Origin of the sequence: Nitrobacter sp. 62-23, assembly GCF_001897285.1 — a bacterium.
Lineage (GTDB): Bacteria > Pseudomonadota > Alphaproteobacteria > Rhizobiales > Xanthobacteraceae > Nitrobacter.
The window spans coordinates 1-18,210 of the sequence record NZ_MKSM01000002.1; the positions used below are offsets into that span (position 1 = coordinate 1).

An 18,210-nucleotide genomic window follows, 5' to 3' on the forward strand; every position below is an offset into this window, starting at 1 on the left:
GAGAAATCCACCGATTTGCGGTGAGCGGCGCCGAAAAACCGCATGTTTCCGGGCGATTCCAGCGATCTCGGCCAAGTGACATCGCTGATTTGCGCCGTGCCGTCCAACACTATCGATAAGGGATAGTTATCGATAGTGAGAAGGTGCGGAAAAAGGCACCGCTATGACGGAAGCTATGTTCATGATAGCTTCCGTTGCACCGATTCCCGTTAAGGTTATCAAGCCCTTGCCTTCCGGCTACCAGATCCCGGATCCGCTGCCCTGGCCCCAGATCGCCGGGCCGCTCGCGGCCGCCGAGGACGCGCTCGCCCGCCTCGACGAGCGCCTGGCCAAAAGCCCGATCCGTGACGGCTGGATCGCCCGGACCCACTTCACCGACGCCTGTGCCAGTCTTTGGTTCGAAGGTGAGCTTGTCCATCTTGAGGACCTCGTTCTCCACGACGCCGAGATGGACGTCCGCGCCCCTACCCATGAGCTGACCCGGGCGCACGCAGTGCTGCGCGCCCGGCGGCGAATCGCAAATGCCAAGCCGGGCTGGGCGCTGTCGATCGCCGGGCTCGCCGGGCTGCGCGGCCGGGGAGGGCAGGGCGAGTTAGAAGACGGAAGCGGCGGCCGGAACGAGGAAACGGACGAGGAACTGGATGCGAATGAGGCTGGCGATGAGGCCGACTCGGCGGAGCCGCTTCGCCTCACTGTCACCGACGCGCGGCTGGCCGACGCCTTCGCAGCCGTCGACGCGGCGATCGCCAAAGCCGACCGCACCCTCGCCGGCGAGATTGCCACCAGCCGCTCGTCGGAACGGGACCCGCTTGTGTATGACCTCGACTGGGACGAGGACGAACGCCTCGACGCATGGCGCGCCGTCGTCGACCAGACCCACACTCTGCCACCGGCTTTGGCTGCCGCAATTGCCGCCGACGCTTGGAGCGCGCTCGAACCGCTGCAGCACACGCCTTGGCTCGGCCGCCTGCTCGCAGCTAGCGTGTTGCGCGAGCGCGGCAAGACCCGCTGGCACCTGTCCTGTTTCCATGACGGCCTCAAAGCCATTCCGCGGGAGCGGCGGCGGCCGCCGCGCGATAGCGCCGGGCGCCTTGCCATCCAGCTCGAGGCAATCACGGCCGCAGGCGCAGCCGGCCTGAAGGATCACGATCGCTGGCTGACCGCCCGCACCCTGCTGGCCCGCAAGCTCGACGGCCGCCGCTCCACCTCCCGGCTGCCGGCGCTCCTCGACTACGTGCTGACCCGGCCGATCGTCTCGGCCGGCATGATCGCCAAGGAGTTGCGGATCACGCCGCGGGCCGCCCAGGATCTGGTCGCGGAGCTCGGGCTCCGCGAGGCGACGGGGCGAGGGCGCTATCGCGCGTGGGGAATACTTTGAACATCTGCGCACTACAAAGACGATGGCGTTAGAGTGCGATTCGACATGTCATTGCTTGCCGCCACACAAATCCCCAAGCCCGCCGACGAACAGGCATTCGAGCGTGCCTCCATCGTGCTTTGGCGCGGTCTTCTCGGTGACCCGAACGTCCAACGCAACGGTCGTCGCGGTCAGCGCCAGAACGGCGTCGACCTCTTCGGCGTTCGCAACGGCGACCCAGCCCATCACGTCGGTATCCAGTGCAAGTTGAAGAGCGATGGGCATGGGCTGACTGCGGACGAGATTCGTGAGGAAGTCCGCAAAGCACTGACATTCCGGCCCGACCTGCGGGAATATTTCATCATCACGACCGCGCCCGACGACGTGGCATTTCAGGAACTGGTGCGCGAGCTCTCACTTGAGCAGAAGTCCAAGGGCCGCGCGATCCTGATCTACGTCTGGGGCTGGAACACGCTCGAGGAGCGGATCAGCGAGAGCGCTGAGGCGCGCAAGCAATTCGATCCGGACTACGGCGCTTTCAGCGAGCGGATTCTCGAGGAGGTCGAAAAGGTCGCAGTCGTCCAGGAAGAAACGAAGGCTAGCTTCGAAACCGGATTGTCCCGTCTCGACGCCCGCTTTGCCAGACTGGAAAGCATCCACCTCGCGCCGGGCGACTCGACAAGCGGTACGACTGCGCTCGAAGCGCAACTCGACGCAGAGATCAACGAATACCGTGACCTTGCTAACTCCGGCAAACCACGCACAGCGTTGCCACTGCTGGAACGTCTGCTCGCGCGCGTGGAACGCACGGCATCCGGCCGTATCCTGTTCCGGATCAAGGCTAATATTGGCTCCTGTTTGCTGGCCCTCGGCGATGACGAGAAAGCAGCGCGGCTCCTCTCCGACGCATACGATCACGCGCCGACGGAGCCGAAAGCAATTGCCAACAAGGCGTTTTCGCTTCTGCTGCAAGGGCGATGGCAGGACGTGCTGGCGTTCGGCCAAGACGCACTGAATACCGATCCCACGAACGAAGGCGTCGCCGGCTACCTCGTCCAAGCTGCGCGGTTCGACCCATCTATCGGGGATCCGCTCGACCTCATACCGGCCGACTTGAGGCGAACCGCTGCGGTTGCGGTTGGTCGCGTCGATGTGCTCCGCCACAAGGGCTTGATGCCGGCGTGGTGGGAGGCCGCGCAGCAGGCGCTCGCCGCGCATCCGGACGATCGCCATGCGCGGCAGTTCGCGGCTGACGCGGACCTCGATGAGATTCTGCGCAATGAGGGCGTGCAGCGCGGTCACCTGCTGACGCCCGATCAGCGAGCACGGATCACTGCGGCCACCAGCGTTTTACGCGAGCAATGGGACGCGGCTCGCTCCTCTGAAGGCGTTGTGCGTCCAGAGGACGCCGCACTCTGCAGCAACCTGGTGGTGGCATACCTCGCCCTCGACGATTTGCCCGCTGCTCTTGAACTTGCGCGGCAGGGCCTTGCTGCAGCGCCGGAGGATGTCGAGCTCGCCAAACGGGCTGCATTGGCAGCCGTCGAGGGCAATGATGATGAGCTCGCGTGCGATCTCCTCAAACGTCTTCCGGTTGGACCCGACGCGACCATTCTCGGTTTTCGTTACCACGCCGCACGCGGCGACTGGAGCGAGGTGGCACGGATCGGTCGTGAACAGAACGACACCATTCCCGATGTTGAGCGCACGCTTGTTGTGACGGCGTGCCGATTGGCCGAGCTGAAGCTTCAGCGGCCGAACGATCTTGACGTAAAGATCGCGGCGATCGCCGAAGAGGTTGCCGACGATGCGCGTTCCAGCATCGTTGTCGCCGACTTTGCGCGGATGGAGGGCCTGGAGGCGGTCGCCGAGGCTGCTTTTCACTCGGCTCTGCAATTGATTACCGCGGAAAGCCACATATCCGCACGGCTGATGGTTGCAATGCATGCAGTTCGACGCGGCGACGCCAATATTGTCGCGGACCTGCTCCACGGGCATGTTGCAGAAGATCACGATAATGACGCGCTCCGCTCGCTCGCCAGGGCTCTCGTGAATGACAGTCCGATCCGGCAGCGGGCGGTCCGCTTTTTCGAAAGACTGCCACCCACAATCAAGAGCCTCGAGTTCTATCTGCATGCAGAGGGCCTGCTGCACTACAACCGGGGTGCGCTGAAGGATGCCGAGACGTGCCTTCGTCGAGCGATTGCGCTCAGCGCAGATCTGACGAACTACCTGACACTCTTCTCTACGCTCCGGCGGCTGGATCGCCGCGGCGAAATCGGGCCCATTATCGAAAGCCTCGATCTCACCGCTGTCAAAGGGACCGCCGGTCAAAAAATGTATCTCGCCCAGGCGATGTTCGCCGAGGGTCTCCGTAAGCAGGCGCTGGCATTCGCTTACGACGTGTTGCAATCGGCGAAAAACGATGCCGAGGCGGCGCTGCGTTATTTTGGCCTGATGATGCTCGATCTCAATGGCCACGAAACGCTGCGACCCACGATCGTTGGGCTCGACGCCTGGGTGCGGCTAGAGGGTGCGCGCGGTGAGTCGGCAAGTTTCGTTATTGCGAACGGGCTGGACCGGCCGGCCGATGGGCTGGTGAGCCCCAAACACCAGCTGGCAGCTGCCGCCATGGGTCTAAAGGTTGGCGAGGACTTCACCGTCAAGGCCGCGTTCGGCACGGACGCGACCTGGCGTGTGGCAGAGGTAAAGCACAAATATCTGCATGCCCTCCACGACGTCATGGGGAATTTTCAAACGCGATTCCCCGACGCGCAGGGCTTTTACACCCTGAAAATGAAAGAGGGCGACGTTCAACCCGCCCTCAATGAGATCAAGAGGGTCTCCGAGAGCAACCGTAAACTCGCAGATCTCTATCTGTTGCAACACTTGCCAATGGGTATGGTGGCGAGCCGACTGGGGGGCGACGCCATCAGCTTCGCCGACTATGTCCGATCGCTTGATCATGACATCAGCACCTGCGCCGGCACGGCACAGGAGCGGGACGCTGCTCACGACGTGGTCGAGCAGCACCGTGCAGCGGGTGCAGTTTTCGACACCTACACGGCGTGGACGGTAGCAACGATGGACGCATTCGACGTCCTCCTCGCGGTCTTCGGAAAGCTCGTGGTTCCGCGATCCTGTATCGATGAACTTCGGGGGCTGCGCGACCGGGATGAGTTCGGCGGTGAGGGGAGGTCGATGACGATCGCCTGGCACGACGGCCAGTATATTCGGCAAGAGCATACCCGCGCGGACATAGAGGCGCGACGGAACTTCATCTCAGCTCAGATCGCAAAGGTCGAGGAGCATTGCGAGATCATCCCTGGCGTCGCTCCCGATACACCGTCTGAACTCGCCTCAATGCTAACAGAGACGTTTGGGACGGATGTACTCGACGAGGCGTACGTCGCGCGCGAGGGATACGTCCTCGTGTCGGAGGATATGTATTATCGACAGGCGGCCACAGCCGCCGTCGGCATTCAAGTCAAGAGTGTTTGGCTCCAGCCGATCTTTGCCTTTGCGCGGAAAGCATCATTGATTGACGCGAAGCGCCAAGCCGAAATTACGGTCAAGCTGGCGTGGCGGCGGCACGGTCACCTCTCTCTGGATGCCGAAACATTGTTGAGCGTGATGCAAGCGGACACAAGCGCAGAGCTTGCTGACTACCGGGCGACGAGCGCATTCATCGGCACTCGCAACGCCGACCTCATGTCGCATCTCTCGGTTTCTCTCGCGTTCCTGCTGCGCATTTGGCAGAACGGTGGCGTCGCACAGTTAAAGACTATGCGGGTAACCGGCATACTGCTCGAGCAGCTGACACGTTTTCGCAATAACGACTGGGCCTTGGTGCTTGCACTCGTTGAAGATGGAGCGTTATGGGATCTGCGCGAATATATCGACCGATGGGTGATCGGGCATTTCCTGGGGCTGGAGAAGTTGCGACAGGCCGAACGGGAGCTTGCGGCTATTCGGGCGACCAATCGGCCTAAAGCACGGCCGAGCGGTAGGCCGAAGCGGGCCGCCCGGTAGCCAAGAAAAGCTCATGTCCCTCTCAGCGCCAGATTTCCGAAATGAACGGCCGCCATCTACGCCATGTCGGCTTGATGAAATCTACGATTACGCGATGCCGGCATGAGGGAACCTACGATACAGTGCCTGCGAATACGAACCCGGCTCCAGGCCCGGAAGACAAATAAGCCGCAAAGTTGCGCGGCAACTGCGGGGGTGCCAGATGCGGATACATACCGAGGTTGTCGATGGCCCCTTGGCGTTGCGAATGCGGCGCCTTAATGCGGCGCGGGAACGGGCTATAGGCCGCCAAATTCTGACGCTCCCCCTTCTTGCCGCACAACTCGCCGGCGGCTTTATTGCACCGGCAACGCGAGAAATCTTGTATCCGGCCATAAGGGAGGCGCTCGAGGCCGGCGGATACGAGGACATCGACAAGGTTTCCCAACTGCCGGGGATGCCGGTGGCTGTGCTATCCGCGCTCCGAGACTGGTGGGACATGAAGCTCCCGGCTTCATTGCCCGAAAATGCTCGTCTCAGGGACTTCACGTTGCTCGAGGGCCGCGTGCGGGGTGCCCTGCCGCCCGGAATGCTGTCACCTCCCGATCTGGTCAAAACAGCCCTGGAGCGACTTCACTTTGCGCCGAAGTTGGTCGGCGCCATCACTGTTCAAGACATTCCGGATATCAAAGCGGTTTGGCGTCCGCTCATTCGGGCGCTCTGCGATGTCGTGCCCGTGCGATGGATTGGGTCACAGCACAGCCGGCGCGACGGGTTCATCGGAGAGATTGAAACGCGCTCCTCCGGTGCAGCATTGCTCGATTCCGCCGATCTCTGTGCCGATCCGCGAAGTGAAGTGAGGGAGGCATTGCGCTGGGCGCGCGCGCTTGTGACGGGTGGAAAAGCCACTCCCGATGAGATCGCTATTTCGGCCGCCTCGCCGGCGGCGTGGGACGATGCGTTTCTGGTTCTCTCGCGCGAGGCAGGGCTTCCCGTGCACTTCACACACGGTATTCCGGCGCTGGCGACCCGCGAAGGGCAGGCCTGTGCTGCCGTCGCGGACATCCTGTTACGTGGATTGTCGCAAGAGCGCGTAAGGTTCCTGTTTGCCCGGCTCCCGCGTAGCCCAGCCAAAGAGAGCCTGCCCGGCGACTGGGCCAAAGGCTTGCGGCGGAGCGCTGCGCTGACAAGCCCGGGGCTTTGGCGGCACGCTCTCGAGCAGGCGCGAGGCGAGCGGGCAAACGGCGATCTCGCGGAACGCGCATTGTTGCCTGTTCTGGATGACTTGGCCCGCGGCATTGCGGCTGCGGAGGTGGTCGGACGCCGTCTCTTGAAGGGACCGGCACTCACCTTGTGGCGCGATGCTTTGCGTATGGCGCCCCCACAGGCCATCGAGCTCTCCTTGCAGGCGCTGCGCGTGGCCGACGGACGCGAACCCGGAAACGCCATCGCGTGGGGACCTGCCCGTCACCTAGCAGCGGCCCCTCGCGCGCATGTCCGCCTCATCGGGCTGGATGCGAACGCGTGGCCAAGACGGTCGAGCGAAAACCCACTGATACCGCAACACCTGCTGGGACACCTCCGGCTGCCGTCTGCGGAAGCCGCCGAAAGTGACCAGGTGATGCATGACGTCATCGTCGGCCAATCGCAGAACTATACACTTTCACGCGCTTACAGGAGTGCGACGGGCTCCCTGCAGGCAGCCAGTACATTGTGGCCGAAGGACCGAGAGCAAGTCGTGGGACGTAGCGCGATACCCGCGCATGCCTTCAGCGAGAGTGATCGTCTCTATGCCCGCGCGACCGACGCCGGCAAGGACCCGCAAGTACGCGCAAGTCGTGCCTGCTGGCGCGCGTGGTGGGACAGCGAGCAGCACACCGCACACGACGGGCGGGTCCGTCCCGACCACCCGCTCATTGTCGAGGCTCTCGCCGAAGTTCAATCCACGACGTCGCTCCATCGGCTTCTCTGCGATCCGCAGGGGTTCGTCTGGGAATACGCGCTTCACTGGCGCGAGCCAAACCTCGACTCTCAGCCGCTCGCGCTCGACCATCGCGCGTTCGGCGAACTCGTTCACTCCCTCATCGGTGGCGTGCTGCGCGACGGCGTCCCCCGAAACGCCGACGAGATCGGGAGCGCTCTGGATCGAGAGGCGGCGGGCCTTGCCGAAACCTGGCCGATCACCAGGGCTGTTCCACCCGGCCTTCTCTGGGGTCATACAATGGCGATGGCCCGCGAGCGCGCGTTGCGAGGGCTCACAGAAGCTCTGGGCGAACAGCGCGGCGTGACCTGGACAGAGCTTTCCTTCGGCGAGCCACGCGACGGGCCTCACCCGTGGGCCACACTCGCGCCCGTCCCAATCGGGCAGACCGGCATTTCCTTCCGGGGACGGATTGATCGACTTGACGAAGATGGAGCGCGCGGCTCGGCGGTCATCACTGACTACAAAGTTGGGACCGCACCCGAGCGTAAGAAGCCGGTCGTGTTCGATCGCGGTACTGAACTCCAGCGCGTCTTCTACGGCCTCGCAGTGCGGTCTCTTCTTCCTGAGCTTCGAAGCGTAAGCTCGCAGCTGACGTACCTCAAGCACGACCCAGCGCGCACGCTGAGCCTGACTAACGAGGAGCTTGAGAAGGCCATAGACCAGGCCGTCGCTTTCACCGCGGCGGGCGCTCGCCTGCAACGTAGTGGCGAGATTGCGCCCGGGCCCGCGCCGGTATTCTTCGATCCGCTCTCTATTGCCCTGCCGGCGGACCTGGACTCCTACCGTCGTGTGAAGCGTCGTTTGTTTGCCCAGGCGAACGGCGCACTCGACAAGCTTTGGAGCAGCCCGTGAGTGTGCCCGACCTCGACGCCCGCAGGCGCGCACTCACCGATTTCGAATCCAACATACTGGTCGAGGCCGCGGCTGGCACCGGCAAGACGTCGTTGATGGCCGCCCGGGTCGCGATGATGATCGCGACCGGAATTGATCCCACAAAGATTGCTGCGATCACCTTCACCGAGCCCGCGGCGAGCGAGCTCGAGGCGCGGATACGCTGGACGATCGACGAGCTCCGCCATGGAAGGCTGCCGCCTGCACTCTCCGGGATTCTCTCGATGCCCTTAGGCAAGGCGGAGCGCGCGCAGCTCGATGCGGCAGCGCCACGCATCGGAGAAATCACGGCAACGACGATCCACGGCTTTTGCCAAGGCATCCTTCGTTCGCACGGGATCGACGCCGCGCTTGACCCTGGTTCGCGCGTGGTCGACGAGACCATTGCCGATGCCCTCTTTGATGAAGTGCTTGCGGCTTGGCTGAAGGAGATGCTGGCGCGCGGCGACGAACTGGACGGTCCGGTTGCTGTTCTTGCGAAGGACGATCCACTGGGCGTCGTAGAGCGGGTCCGGGAGCTTGCCGACCTCCGGCGAAAGCATCGCAGCGCGACCGTGCCAGCCCCGGATTTCTCAACTCGGCCGGACCGCACTTTCGCCGACGCCGTCACCGCATTTTCCCGCTGGCATGCCGCGGGACCTGGAGAGACGTGGACAGCCGATCTCATCGCCGATCTCGAGCGCCTTGCTGCGTTCTTCGAAGGTGACCACGCGAACGCGGGATTTTCCGCGTTGTGGCGCCTGACTCGGCCGCCGCGCATCAGCATGATGCGGCAGAAAAGTATCGACCTGCTGCCCTACGACAGGATGCGCGTCTGGAGACAGGCGCTCGGCGAAGCGGACGGGCGCCGTCGCGGACAGGAAGCAGCGGAACACTTCGAAAGGGTTCGAGCGGCTTATCGGACGCTGATTGGCTCCATTGCGCAAAGCTTGGTGCATGAGCTGGCTACCCACCTAACCGGAGTGATCGAGGCTTATGACCGGCGCAAGCGCGAGGCGGCCGTTCTCGACTTCGATGACTTGCTGCGGCAGGCGCGAGCGCTGATCTGCGAGAATCCCGACATTCGCGCTTGGCTCGCCGCCCGCTACGCGTACCTGCTGGTCGATGAATTTCAGGACACCGACCCCGTACAGGCGGAAATCGTATTCCGCATAGCCGCGCGCTCGCAGCCCGAGACTTGGAGCAGTGCGGTCTTGCGCCCCGGCGCGCTGTTCCTGGTTGGTGACCCCAAACAGGCGATCTATCGCTTTCGCGGCGCTGACGTGGAGTCCTACGCGCTCGCGAAGTCCGTCATTGCAAAGGCCAAGAATGGCTGCCTGCTTGCTGTCACTGCGAATTTCAGATCCCGCCCGGAAGTTATTGCGCACGTCAATCGCGTGTTCCAAGGCGTTCTCGAGAAAGCGGGCCAGCCGGGTTTCGTACCACTCGCGCCGACCCTTGAGTTGCCGCCACTGCCTTTCGCGGCGGCCGCGAAACTGACAATCGACGTTCAGCGGGATGCGAACGCCGAGGAACAGCGCGAAGCGGAGGCGGCCGCCGTCGCCGGGCTGTGCGCACGCCTGATCGGCGCGCTGAAGATCTGCCGACCGGACGGGACCGAGCGGTACTTGCGCGCAGGCGATATCGCGTTGCTCGCGCCGACACACACGGATCTTTGGCGCTACGAGCGCGCCCTTGAAGCCCGCCGGATCGCGGTGGCCTCTCAAGCGGGCCATGCGCTATTCCGCCGGCAAGAGCTTCAGGACGTCCTCGTTCTTATTCGCGCGATTGCGGACCCGCTGGACACGCTGGCCTTCGGTGCGCTCATGCGAGGCCCGGTTGTCGGTCTGAGCGACGAAGATCTTCTTGATATCACGGCGGCGCTCTCTCCCGACCAAGACGGTCGTCGGCGCTTCCAGCTGCGGACGTCGTCAGACGAGGTGAGCCATCCCCTTGCACGGGACGTCTTGGCAAAGCTTCAGGCGCTTCATCGTCTTGCCGCAGAACTCACGCCGATGCAGCTCGTCGCCTTTGCGATCGAGCGCCTGAACTTGAGAGTGGTCATGGCGGCACGGCACGGCCAGCGGAACGCGCGTGCGCTCGCAAACCTCGACGCTATTGTCGAACTCGCAAGGCCTTACAACGTCGCTGGTCTCCGCGCCTTCGCGCTCGATCTCCAACGCGGATGGCAGAGCAAGCGCCGACATCCGGAAGGAAGGGTCGACGCATCCGAGGACTCGGTAGAGATCGTCACTATGCACAGCGCCAAGGGTCTCGAATGGCCCGTCGTCATAACGGTGAATTCATCGACCCGCTTCAAACCCCAGGACCAGTTTGTCTATCGGCAATCCGACGACACGATCCACTGGATCGTCGGAGGCATCGAACCGCCTGCGCTTGCGGCAGCCCGCGAAGAGGAGGAATTTCGCGAGGCACGGCAGCGCGAACGGCTTTGGTATGTCGCGACGACGCGCGCACGCGATCTGCTGGTGATCCCGGAGCTGCCGGGCGCGCCTTCACGCTCGTGGTCAAGGGTGATGAATCTCGGGCAAAAGGAGCTTCCCGAAATCCAAGCTGACATGTTGCCTGAGCCCGTCCCCGGCGTTGTGCACCCCGCCGCCAATGATCAGACCGAGATCGTCTTCGCGGCCGAACGGAAGACGTTGGCAGATGCTTCACCGCCGATCATATGGGACCGCCCAAGCGAGCGCGACGCGGATCGCAGCGCCGAGATCGTGGACGCGTTCGTTCTCGACGACGCGTCCCATGCGTGGCCGGAGATAGATGGAGCGGGCGCGCTGCGCGGTTCGATCCTGCACAAGCTTATGGAAGAACTCCTCACGGGCGAGCTCGGATCGACCCGGGGCCAGGCGGCGGCGCGCGCGGCTGAGCTGCTCGTCCAACTGGAATCGAGCGTCCGCGACGAGCGGGATGAAGGAGGACCCGACGCGCTCGAAATGGCGGAGACGGCCCTGCGCACATTGGCTCTTCCTGAACTCGCACCCTTCCTCGGGCTACTTGTTCCTGAAATCCCGCTCTGGGCGGCAAATCCGCCGCACTACCTCGCCGGGCGCGCGGACGCGGCCGCTATCGAGGGGGAACGCATTGCACTCGTCATCGACTGGAAGTCGGACGTGAATCCGACCACGGCGGCGCACGGCGCGCACGCAGCGCAGCTGCGCGACTACCTCAGCGTCACGAATGCGCAACGGGGCGCTGTCGTTTACATGACCACGGGCCAAGTGTCCTGGATCGAACCCACGTAGCGTCACCAAGGCGGATTCAGTATCGGTGTCGGAGTGCAGACAAGCACCCGGCGCGAGCCGCGCGTCATCGCGACGTAGAGATTGCGCGCGTTGAGCACGCCGGCATTGAGGACCACAGAGATGTCAGCTTCGAGACCTTTCAGCAACAGCGTGCTTCCGACGGAGCGTCTGGCAAGTGGCCGGCCAATGAGCCTGGACTGTTCCCGTATCGCGACCGTCGCGTCTCGGAACGACGGCCCGCCTGCCGCAAGTTGCAGAGCCCGCTGCGCGGCCGCCAGCACCGCGGGGCGGTAGCATCGGACGCCGCCCGCTCGATTGATGGCGGCGAGGAGATCGGCGACCTGCGCGAGCGACCGCGACGCTTCGAATCGAACGGCGGTCTGCTCGATGTCGGAAAGAGCCCGGCCGAGTTTTCCGGCGCTCGCCGCGGCGACCGATCGCATGAGGTCGTCTGCGGAAAAGGCGCTCATCAAGTTCTCCGCGAAATCGGCCACGACGGAGAGCGCGTCCGCTCTAGCGAGGTCGAGCGCGCCTCCGAAATCGGTGAGATCGCGCAGGTCAACAGCCTCGACCGTCACCGCTCCCTCGACCTGCCGAGCGAAGCGACGCTGTCCACGAGGATCCGTACTGTCGCCGATAATTAGGACCTTTGTCTCGCCCGGCGCCTCTACCGCAGCGGCAGCGTGCCGCAGCGTATCGTCCTGCCGACCATCGAGCTGAATCCACTCGACACCGCCAGGTGCCATCCGGAGATCGATTGGTCTGCCTGTCGCTAAATCGGGCCTTATCGCCAGCAGCCAATTTCCCAGGTCGCGTGCCCCCGCGTTGATCCACCGCCAAGGGGTCGCGAGTTCTCCCACAATCGGAAAAAACGACACGACGTCCGCCTGCCAGTCCGCCAACGGATCGCCGCCGAATCCAAATATCGACTGAAAGGGATCTCCGACGACGGCGGCAGGTAGGCTCTGCGCCAGCCAGGTTACGAGGGAGTGCTGGCGGATCGAACAATCTTGGTACTCGTCGACGAACAGGTGCGCGAAACTGGCGGCGAGGACATCGTTCAGATGTCCGGCCGCAACGAGCCGCGCTGCCGAGCCGCGGATCGCTTCGTAATTCGGCCGGGCACCGTTGACGATATGGGGATCGTGTCCCGCGCGTTGCGGAAACGTCGAGATCAATCTGATTGCGAAGCCGTCCAGTGTCGTGGCGCGGTAGGAGCTCGGCTTCACGCCAGCCCTCTCGAGGCGGCCGCGGAGCGCCGCTACCCCGGCGTTGGTGTGCGTCAGCACCAAGATCGGCTTCGACCTGTTATGTCGCGCGAGAGCCTCGATGATGAGTTGGGTCTTACCACAGCCCGCCGGTGCTATCACCAGCCCGCGGCTTATCGAGCGCAAGTCGATCTCAACGGCTGCCATCTTCGACCCAGTCAAGAACGCCATCCATTACACTGGTGAGGCTGGCGTCGGAATTTCCATATGCGGGGCCGACAATGGCCCGCCCCGCCGTCTCCATCGTGCTGATGGTCTTCAGCCATCCAAAGCGCGCTGCTGCATTCCCCAGAAGAGCGCGACTATCGGGAGAGAGGCCGTCTATCAGCGCTTCCGTTTCCAGATCGCCGAGCGCCTTCGTGCCTCCTGAGATTGTCTTGACATGCGCTTCGATCAACGCGCGATCCTTCGTCTCGATAGCGAGCTCGAGCAGTTCGCCGACAGGACCGTCCGGCAGCGCGGCAAACAGCTCCTGTTCGAGCGCCCGGCCGCCCCCCCATGCAAAGACCCTGCCGCCGCCCGCCATAAAAGTTGCCTCAGCCGCTGCTGGAGCGGGCTTGTCGCTATCTCTCAGAATGGCGGTCCGGTATCCGAGCGACTGCAAAGCGAGCGCGCGGCTGAAGGTTTCGTCGCCATTGCCGTTGACCAAGGTCGCACCGCAGGCGGACAGCGACGTCTCGCCGCTCGCGGTGAAATGCTGGTCCAGGCCACGCATCAGACCGATTTCGCTTCCGCCCTCGCACACCACTATCGACGAGGCGAGCAAGGCATGGGCGTGGGCGCGGATTGTGCCCTGTACATTTCCCGCATCGCTCGCCCGAGTGGCCATATGCCGCCCGCCTTTCTCGCGAACGATATGGAGCTGGTAGGCACTCAGTTCGGCGACGGCAATCGGCGAATGGCTCGTTGCAAAGACCTGCAGCAGCGGCAGCTCTTCCTTCGCGCCCAGCGCACCGAGCAGGCGGATGATCCGGTGCGGCTCGAGCCCATATTCCAGCTCGTCGATCAGAAACGTAGTTGCCTTCTCGGCCGCCTTCCGCTGCAGGGCGGCGATCAGCAGTCGCGACGAACCAAGACCGAGAGCACGTAGCGGCACCCCCTCTTCATCATGGAGCGAGATAGTGCCACCGGTGAACGTGACCGAACCGGCATCAATCAATGCCTGTACGGCTGCTCCAACGGGTACGCCCATATCCCCGGCGGCGGCCGTGACGATCTTGAGCGGTTCCTTGAGTTCTTCGAGTTCTTTTTGGTCGAAGGCCTCGCGCATTTCGCGAGCCGCGCGCGTCAGCTCCTTTGATGCGTCTGCGTTGCCATCGGTGAGTTTGGTCAGCACTGAGCCGCGTCGCCAAGTCAGATGCACATCTCCGGTAACGCCAAGCCTCGCGGGAGCGATGCGGGTACGATCAGCCCAGTTGAGATTGCGTGTCCGACCTGCAGCCTGAGCGCGTGGGGAGACGAGCGTCCATTCGGGTTCAAGATCGTCCTGCACTGTGAGCTGCAGCGTCAACGCGGTTTCGAGCCCTGCGCCGGGTTCCGGTTCCACCAACCCGGTGGCCACATCGAAGCCCACCAGGAAGTCGCCATAGGTGTCGATGTTCTTCAGGGGGTCATCGAGGGCGCCCAGAGTCAGTGCAATGCGGACGGCTTGGCCGAAATCGAGAGCATGGAAGTCGGCGTCGGTGAAGGAAATCGATCGGCGAGCGCCAAGGCAAAGATCGATGGCATCAAGGATCGTGGACTTCCCGCTGTCGCCGGGGCCGATCAGGCAATTTATCCCTGGTCCAGGCAGCCAGCGAAGGCCTTTGATGGCCCGAAAATTGTCGATCTCAACCACACGGACCAGCGCCATACCGCTTCCCCCAAGATCGTTCGCCGCCGGGAGCGTCCATCGAATCGGTGGATCCAGCCGCCGCGGTCCAACCCTCCGTGTCACTGCGGACGACTCGGCTGAGCTTGACATACAATGCAAATGCATTACATGGGTTGGCATGACGACGCAAGGAGCCGGTTATGGCTAAGACGGCTGAAATCCTCGAAATCCCCGCGACCATCACGGACCGCGGGCAGACGACCGTGCCCGCCGCCATCCGCAAGATGCTTGCGCTCGGCAAGCGCGACCAAGTCGTGTTTCGCGGGCTGGCAAACGGCACCGTCGTGATCGCGAAGAAGTCGGCGGACGACGGCGATCCGGTGATCGGCACGTTCCTCGCATTCCTGGCGCGTGACATGGCAAACGAGCCATCGCGGATTCGGCCGGTGCCGAAGTCGCTGGTCGCGCGCGGCAAGTCCCTCGTCAAGGGCGTCAAGATCGATCTCGACGCGGCTCTGCCGGAAGATGAGGCGTGAGCAGCGGCGACACCGTCGAGATCAACGGTTGGACGATCTTTGCGCATCCGCTGTTTCTCGACCAGCTCGAGGCGATGATCGCGGCGGTCGAGAAGGGGCGCAAGAAAGACCCAAAGGGATATAAGAAGAGACGCACCGCAAAACTCCTCGCGGCCGTCTTGAAGGTCGCGTTCGAAGATATTCCAGGTGACCCGACCCGCGACGTCTATCGACAGGGCGGCACGCTCGGCGACGACTACAAACACTGGTTTCGCGCGAAGTTCTTGCAGCAGTTCCGGCTCTTCTTTCGCTATCAGCAATCGGCGGCTTCCAAGATCATCGTCCTTGCCTGGGTGAATGATGACTCGACGCTGCGCGCCTATGAAAGCGCCAACGACGCCTACGCCGTGTTTCGCAAGATGCTAGACCGCGGAAATCCGCCAGACACCTGGAAAGAACTCGTGGCGACAGCATCGAGCGATGACGCCAAACGGCGTTTGTCTCGCTCAACACGCGGCAGATAAGATTGGGTCTCACGCAAAGGCTGATAAGCGGTGACGATCACAGCGGAGGCGGCATTCGAGCAAGAGCTGGAAATCTTCCGCAAAGAGGAAGAGACCGCCCAACAACAGTTTTTTGCCTATCTGTCCGTGCGCGAGCTGGCGGCCTCCGACACCGAGGTTCTCAGGGCAATGAACACGACGCCACTCTTCTGGCTGACGACTCATCATGCCATGCTCGTGTCGGCCTTCATCGCGCTCGGTCGCATCTTTGACCAGAATTCCGCTCACAATATCGACAGCCTGATGGCGCTCGCTTCAAAAGACCTTTCGGTCTTTTCGAGACCGGCTCTTGCGAAGAGGAAAGAGAAAGCCGGACTGAAGACGGACGAGGCCGCAGCGTATGTTAGCGACGCGTTCGAGCCGACAGCGAGCGACTTGAGAGCGTTTCGCAAAAAGATCAAAGCGCAACGCGTGATTTACGAAGCGCGATATCGGGACATCCGCGACAAGGTGTTCGCTCACAACGAAATCTTCGATCTCGACTTGGCCAATCAACTTCTTGCAAACACCAGCGTTGCCGAAATGAAAGCGGCGTTCGGTTTTCTCCACGCACTCTATGAGACCCTGTGGCAACTGTTCCACAATGGCCGAAAGCTCGGATTGAATGCGAGAGCGTTCGTGCTGCCGCCGGGGTCGATGGCGGGTGCACAGATGCTCCCCGGGGAGAAAGTCTTTCGAGAAGGTCAACGTGTCCTCGCGCACGTCGTGCGGGGCATCGAAGCTGAAGCAAAAGGCAGCTGACGTATGAGGCCAAGGAGGAAGCGCAGCATGGCGAGTATCCAACTCTCCGCAACCCCAAAGGGAAATGGCTATCAAGCTACCGTGACGTTCGCCGACGGAGCATCGATGAGTTCAGAGGAGACCTACCCGACAATCGCCGAGGCCATAACCGCCGCGGCGATCAAGCTGCTCGACATGCCCGAACGGCTGGCGGCACTCGACCGGCCACGCGGTTAATCAGCGCCTGTTCGCGAGGTCCACCAGCACGTCGCCATGGCACGCGAGCGGTGCGCACCAGCACACGAGATCGCGGCCGCGAAGCTCGTCGAGCGCTTTGACCAGCGCGGGCTGCGCGACGATCCACGCGCGATATTTCGCGATGACCTCGGCGCGAGAACCGTCGCGCCCGATAACGAACGGGTTGCCCCATGTACTCGGGTGCCCGATGTAAACCTGCGTCGCACTCGTGCGCTTGCCGACAGCGCCCGCATTCAAGACCTTGCACATGATCGTTCTCCTTTCCGCTCACGCGGGAAGGCCCCGCCTTGCGGCGAGACCTTCTACGCGGGCGTCTCAGTCGCGGTTCGGACGAGACCAGATGAGCGAGTGGCCTTCTTCGCCTTCCACCTCGACCAGCGTGGCGTAGATCGGAGCCGGAAAGCTCGGGTCGTCCAGCTTAACCGAGAGATAATCGCGGTTCTGCTCCTGGGACTTTTTCTTCCAAGCTGCCCCGAATTCGATAGTGCCCGCGAAGATCCGGTAATCGGGGGCCTTGTCCGAGGTCCGCTCGGCCGGGACGATCTTGGCCTTCACGGTGCCGAGGGCGAGGGTCTTGACGCTGCCCACGAAGCCGTTGCCGTTGACGGTGAAGTTGCCGATGGTAGCCATGTTCGTGTCCTCTTTCGTTTCTCGGGCCGCGACCACCGCGACCTCGATGGCGGTCGTTGACCGGAGGCGATCGGACCGCACCCGAAGGGCCGCCACGCAGTAGAGGGCGGCCAAGGCAAGGCTTTCTTGTCTCGCGAGGAATGGGCGCGCAGCGAACAGGGGAAGAAAGCCGAGCACGGCCGTTGCGGTCTTGGGATCGAGGCGGAGCGCAGCGACGACGGCCTTCGGTTAGACATGCCAAATCGAGGACGCATTGGCCGCGTCAGGCCGAACGATGGGGATATGACTGAGCGACAGACACGCCACACCGCACGACAACGGCAAGGGCACGTTTCGTGAAAGAGACTCGCACGCGTTGTGCAGGCTTTTCTCCGGCCAGCGGCTTCAGCCGCGACCCCGGGCGCTCGCATTGCGATGACACCAGGCATTCGTCCAGCGGGAAGACGTCCACCCAAGAACAGACGGGCGTTTCGGACACCCCGCGGTCCCGCCCGACGCATCTCGCCGATGCGGCTCGATCAGGCGAAGGGCAAACACCGCCATCCCCCGGATGCCAGCCGCGACGCCGCACGCAAGAAAGGTCCCGCCGCAAGGCGAGGCCTTTGTGGTTTCGAGAAATGCGAAACGATGACGTGCAGGCGTCCGAGCCGCGGATGATTGCGCCTCATGCCGCTTGATCGATCTCGGCCGGCTTGGGCTGAAGATCATGAAGATAGGTTACCGCGCGTTGCGCATGCGCGGCTGCCGAGAAGATAAAGCGCTTGTCGTTGGCGAGGACTTCGAGCCACGATGCGAGGTAGCTGGCATGGTCCGGCCTCGGCTCAAGTTCGGGCACGATACCGAGATCCGCACTGAGGAAACACGCGCCAAGCTCCGCGACATATCCTGACAGTCTAGCCCTTTTTTGAAATTTTACCCCGTTGAGGATGGTGGTGATCATGCCGCCATCTCCCCG

The 18,210-nt window shown here is 63.0% G+C and carries 13 protein-coding genes; 8 read left to right on the forward strand and 5 right to left on the reverse strand.

All coding sequences use genetic code 11. The annotated features are described in order from the left end of the window. Nucleotides 1-181: 181 nt before the first annotated feature. The 4 genes from BGO16_RS00180 (at nt 182) to BGO16_RS00195 (ending at nt 11,488) form a co-directional block, all read left to right on the forward strand. Nucleotides 182-1,378 carry an RHE_PE00001 family protein gene (locus BGO16_RS00180; RefSeq protein WP_292616019.1) on the forward strand — a complete coding sequence of 399 codons (1,197 nt, stop codon included), beginning with the start codon at nt 182-184 and terminating at the stop codon, nt 1,376-1,378. A 45-nt stretch (nt 1,379-1,423) separates the two neighbouring features. Further along, the gene (locus BGO16_RS00185) at nt 1,424-5,389 is read left to right on the forward strand and encodes a hypothetical protein (protein WP_152648143.1); all 3,966 of its coding nucleotides are present in this window, start codon (nt 1,424-1,426) and stop codon (nt 5,387-5,389) included. 202 nt (nt 5,390-5,591) lie between these two features. Further along, a complete protein-coding gene (locus tag BGO16_RS00190) occupies nt 5,592-8,204 on the forward strand; it encodes a PD-(D/E)XK nuclease family protein (RefSeq protein ID WP_043854992.1) in 2,613 nt (870 codons plus the stop codon). Between the two features lie 2 nt (nt 8,205-8,206). Then, nucleotides 8,207-11,488: a UvrD-helicase domain-containing protein gene (locus BGO16_RS00195; protein ID WP_292616027.1), complete on the forward strand. Its 3,282-nt coding sequence runs from the start codon at nt 8,207-8,209 to the stop codon at nt 11,486-11,488. A gap of 2 nt (nt 11,489-11,490) precedes the next feature. On the opposite strand, the gene BGO16_RS00200 is transcribed toward BGO16_RS00195, so the two are convergent. Both BGO16_RS00200 and BGO16_RS00205 read right to left on the reverse strand, forming a co-directional pair. After that, nucleotides 11,491-12,903 (reverse strand): UvrD-helicase domain-containing protein, encoded by a 1,413-nt coding sequence (locus BGO16_RS00200; protein WP_043854884.1) that lies wholly within the window; start codon nt 12,901-12,903, stop codon nt 11,491-11,493. After that, nucleotides 12,890-14,608, reverse strand: coding sequence for an ATP-binding protein (locus BGO16_RS00205; protein ID WP_292616034.1), 1,719 nt, complete (start codon nt 14,606-14,608; stop codon nt 12,890-12,892). The genes BGO16_RS00200 and BGO16_RS00205 overlap by 14 nt, the downstream gene beginning before the upstream one ends. A gap of 161 nt (nt 14,609-14,769) precedes the next feature. On the opposite strand from BGO16_RS00205, the gene BGO16_RS00210 reads away from it, so the two are divergent. The 4 genes from BGO16_RS00210 to BGO16_RS00225 are packed head-to-tail and all read left to right on the forward strand — an operon-like array spanning nt 14,770 to nt 16,604. Beyond that, nucleotides 14,770-15,105 (forward strand): type II toxin-antitoxin system PrlF family antitoxin, encoded by a 336-nt coding sequence (locus BGO16_RS00210; RefSeq protein ID WP_043854905.1) that lies wholly within the window; start codon nt 14,770-14,772, stop codon nt 15,103-15,105. After that, complete coding sequence (locus BGO16_RS00215) at nt 15,102-15,608, forward strand: type II toxin-antitoxin system YhaV family toxin (RefSeq protein ID WP_043854906.1); 507 nt, start codon at nt 15,102-15,104, stop codon at nt 15,606-15,608. Before BGO16_RS00210 ends, BGO16_RS00215 begins: the two co-directional genes overlap by 4 nt. Before the next feature lie 30 nt (nt 15,609-15,638). Beyond that, a complete protein-coding gene (locus BGO16_RS00220) occupies nt 15,639-16,388 on the forward strand; it encodes a hypothetical protein (RefSeq protein WP_043854907.1) in 750 nt (249 codons plus the stop codon). A 27-nt stretch (nt 16,389-16,415) separates the two neighbouring features. Continuing rightward, a complete protein-coding gene (locus BGO16_RS00225; RefSeq protein ID WP_043854910.1) occupies nt 16,416-16,604 on the forward strand; it encodes a hypothetical protein in 189 nt (62 codons plus the stop codon). Here the strand turns inward: BGO16_RS00225 and BGO16_RS00230 are convergent, their stop codons facing one another. The 3 genes from BGO16_RS00230 to BGO16_RS00240 all read right to left on the reverse strand — a co-directional run. Further along, entirely contained in the window at nt 16,605-16,874 is a 270-nt protein-coding gene (locus BGO16_RS00230; protein ID WP_043854908.1) for a DUF4326 domain-containing protein, read from the reverse strand. A 66-nt stretch (nt 16,875-16,940) separates the two neighbouring features. Further along, nucleotides 16,941-17,291 carry a DUF736 domain-containing protein gene (locus tag BGO16_RS00235; protein ID WP_292616047.1) on the reverse strand — a complete coding sequence of 117 codons (351 nt, stop codon included), beginning with the start codon at nt 17,289-17,291 and terminating at the stop codon, nt 16,941-16,943. A gap of 628 nt (nt 17,292-17,919) precedes the next feature. Further along, nucleotides 17,920-18,210: zincin-like metallopeptidase domain-containing protein (locus BGO16_RS00240; protein WP_292616045.1), on the reverse strand; the 291-nt coding region annotated here is incomplete at its 5' end.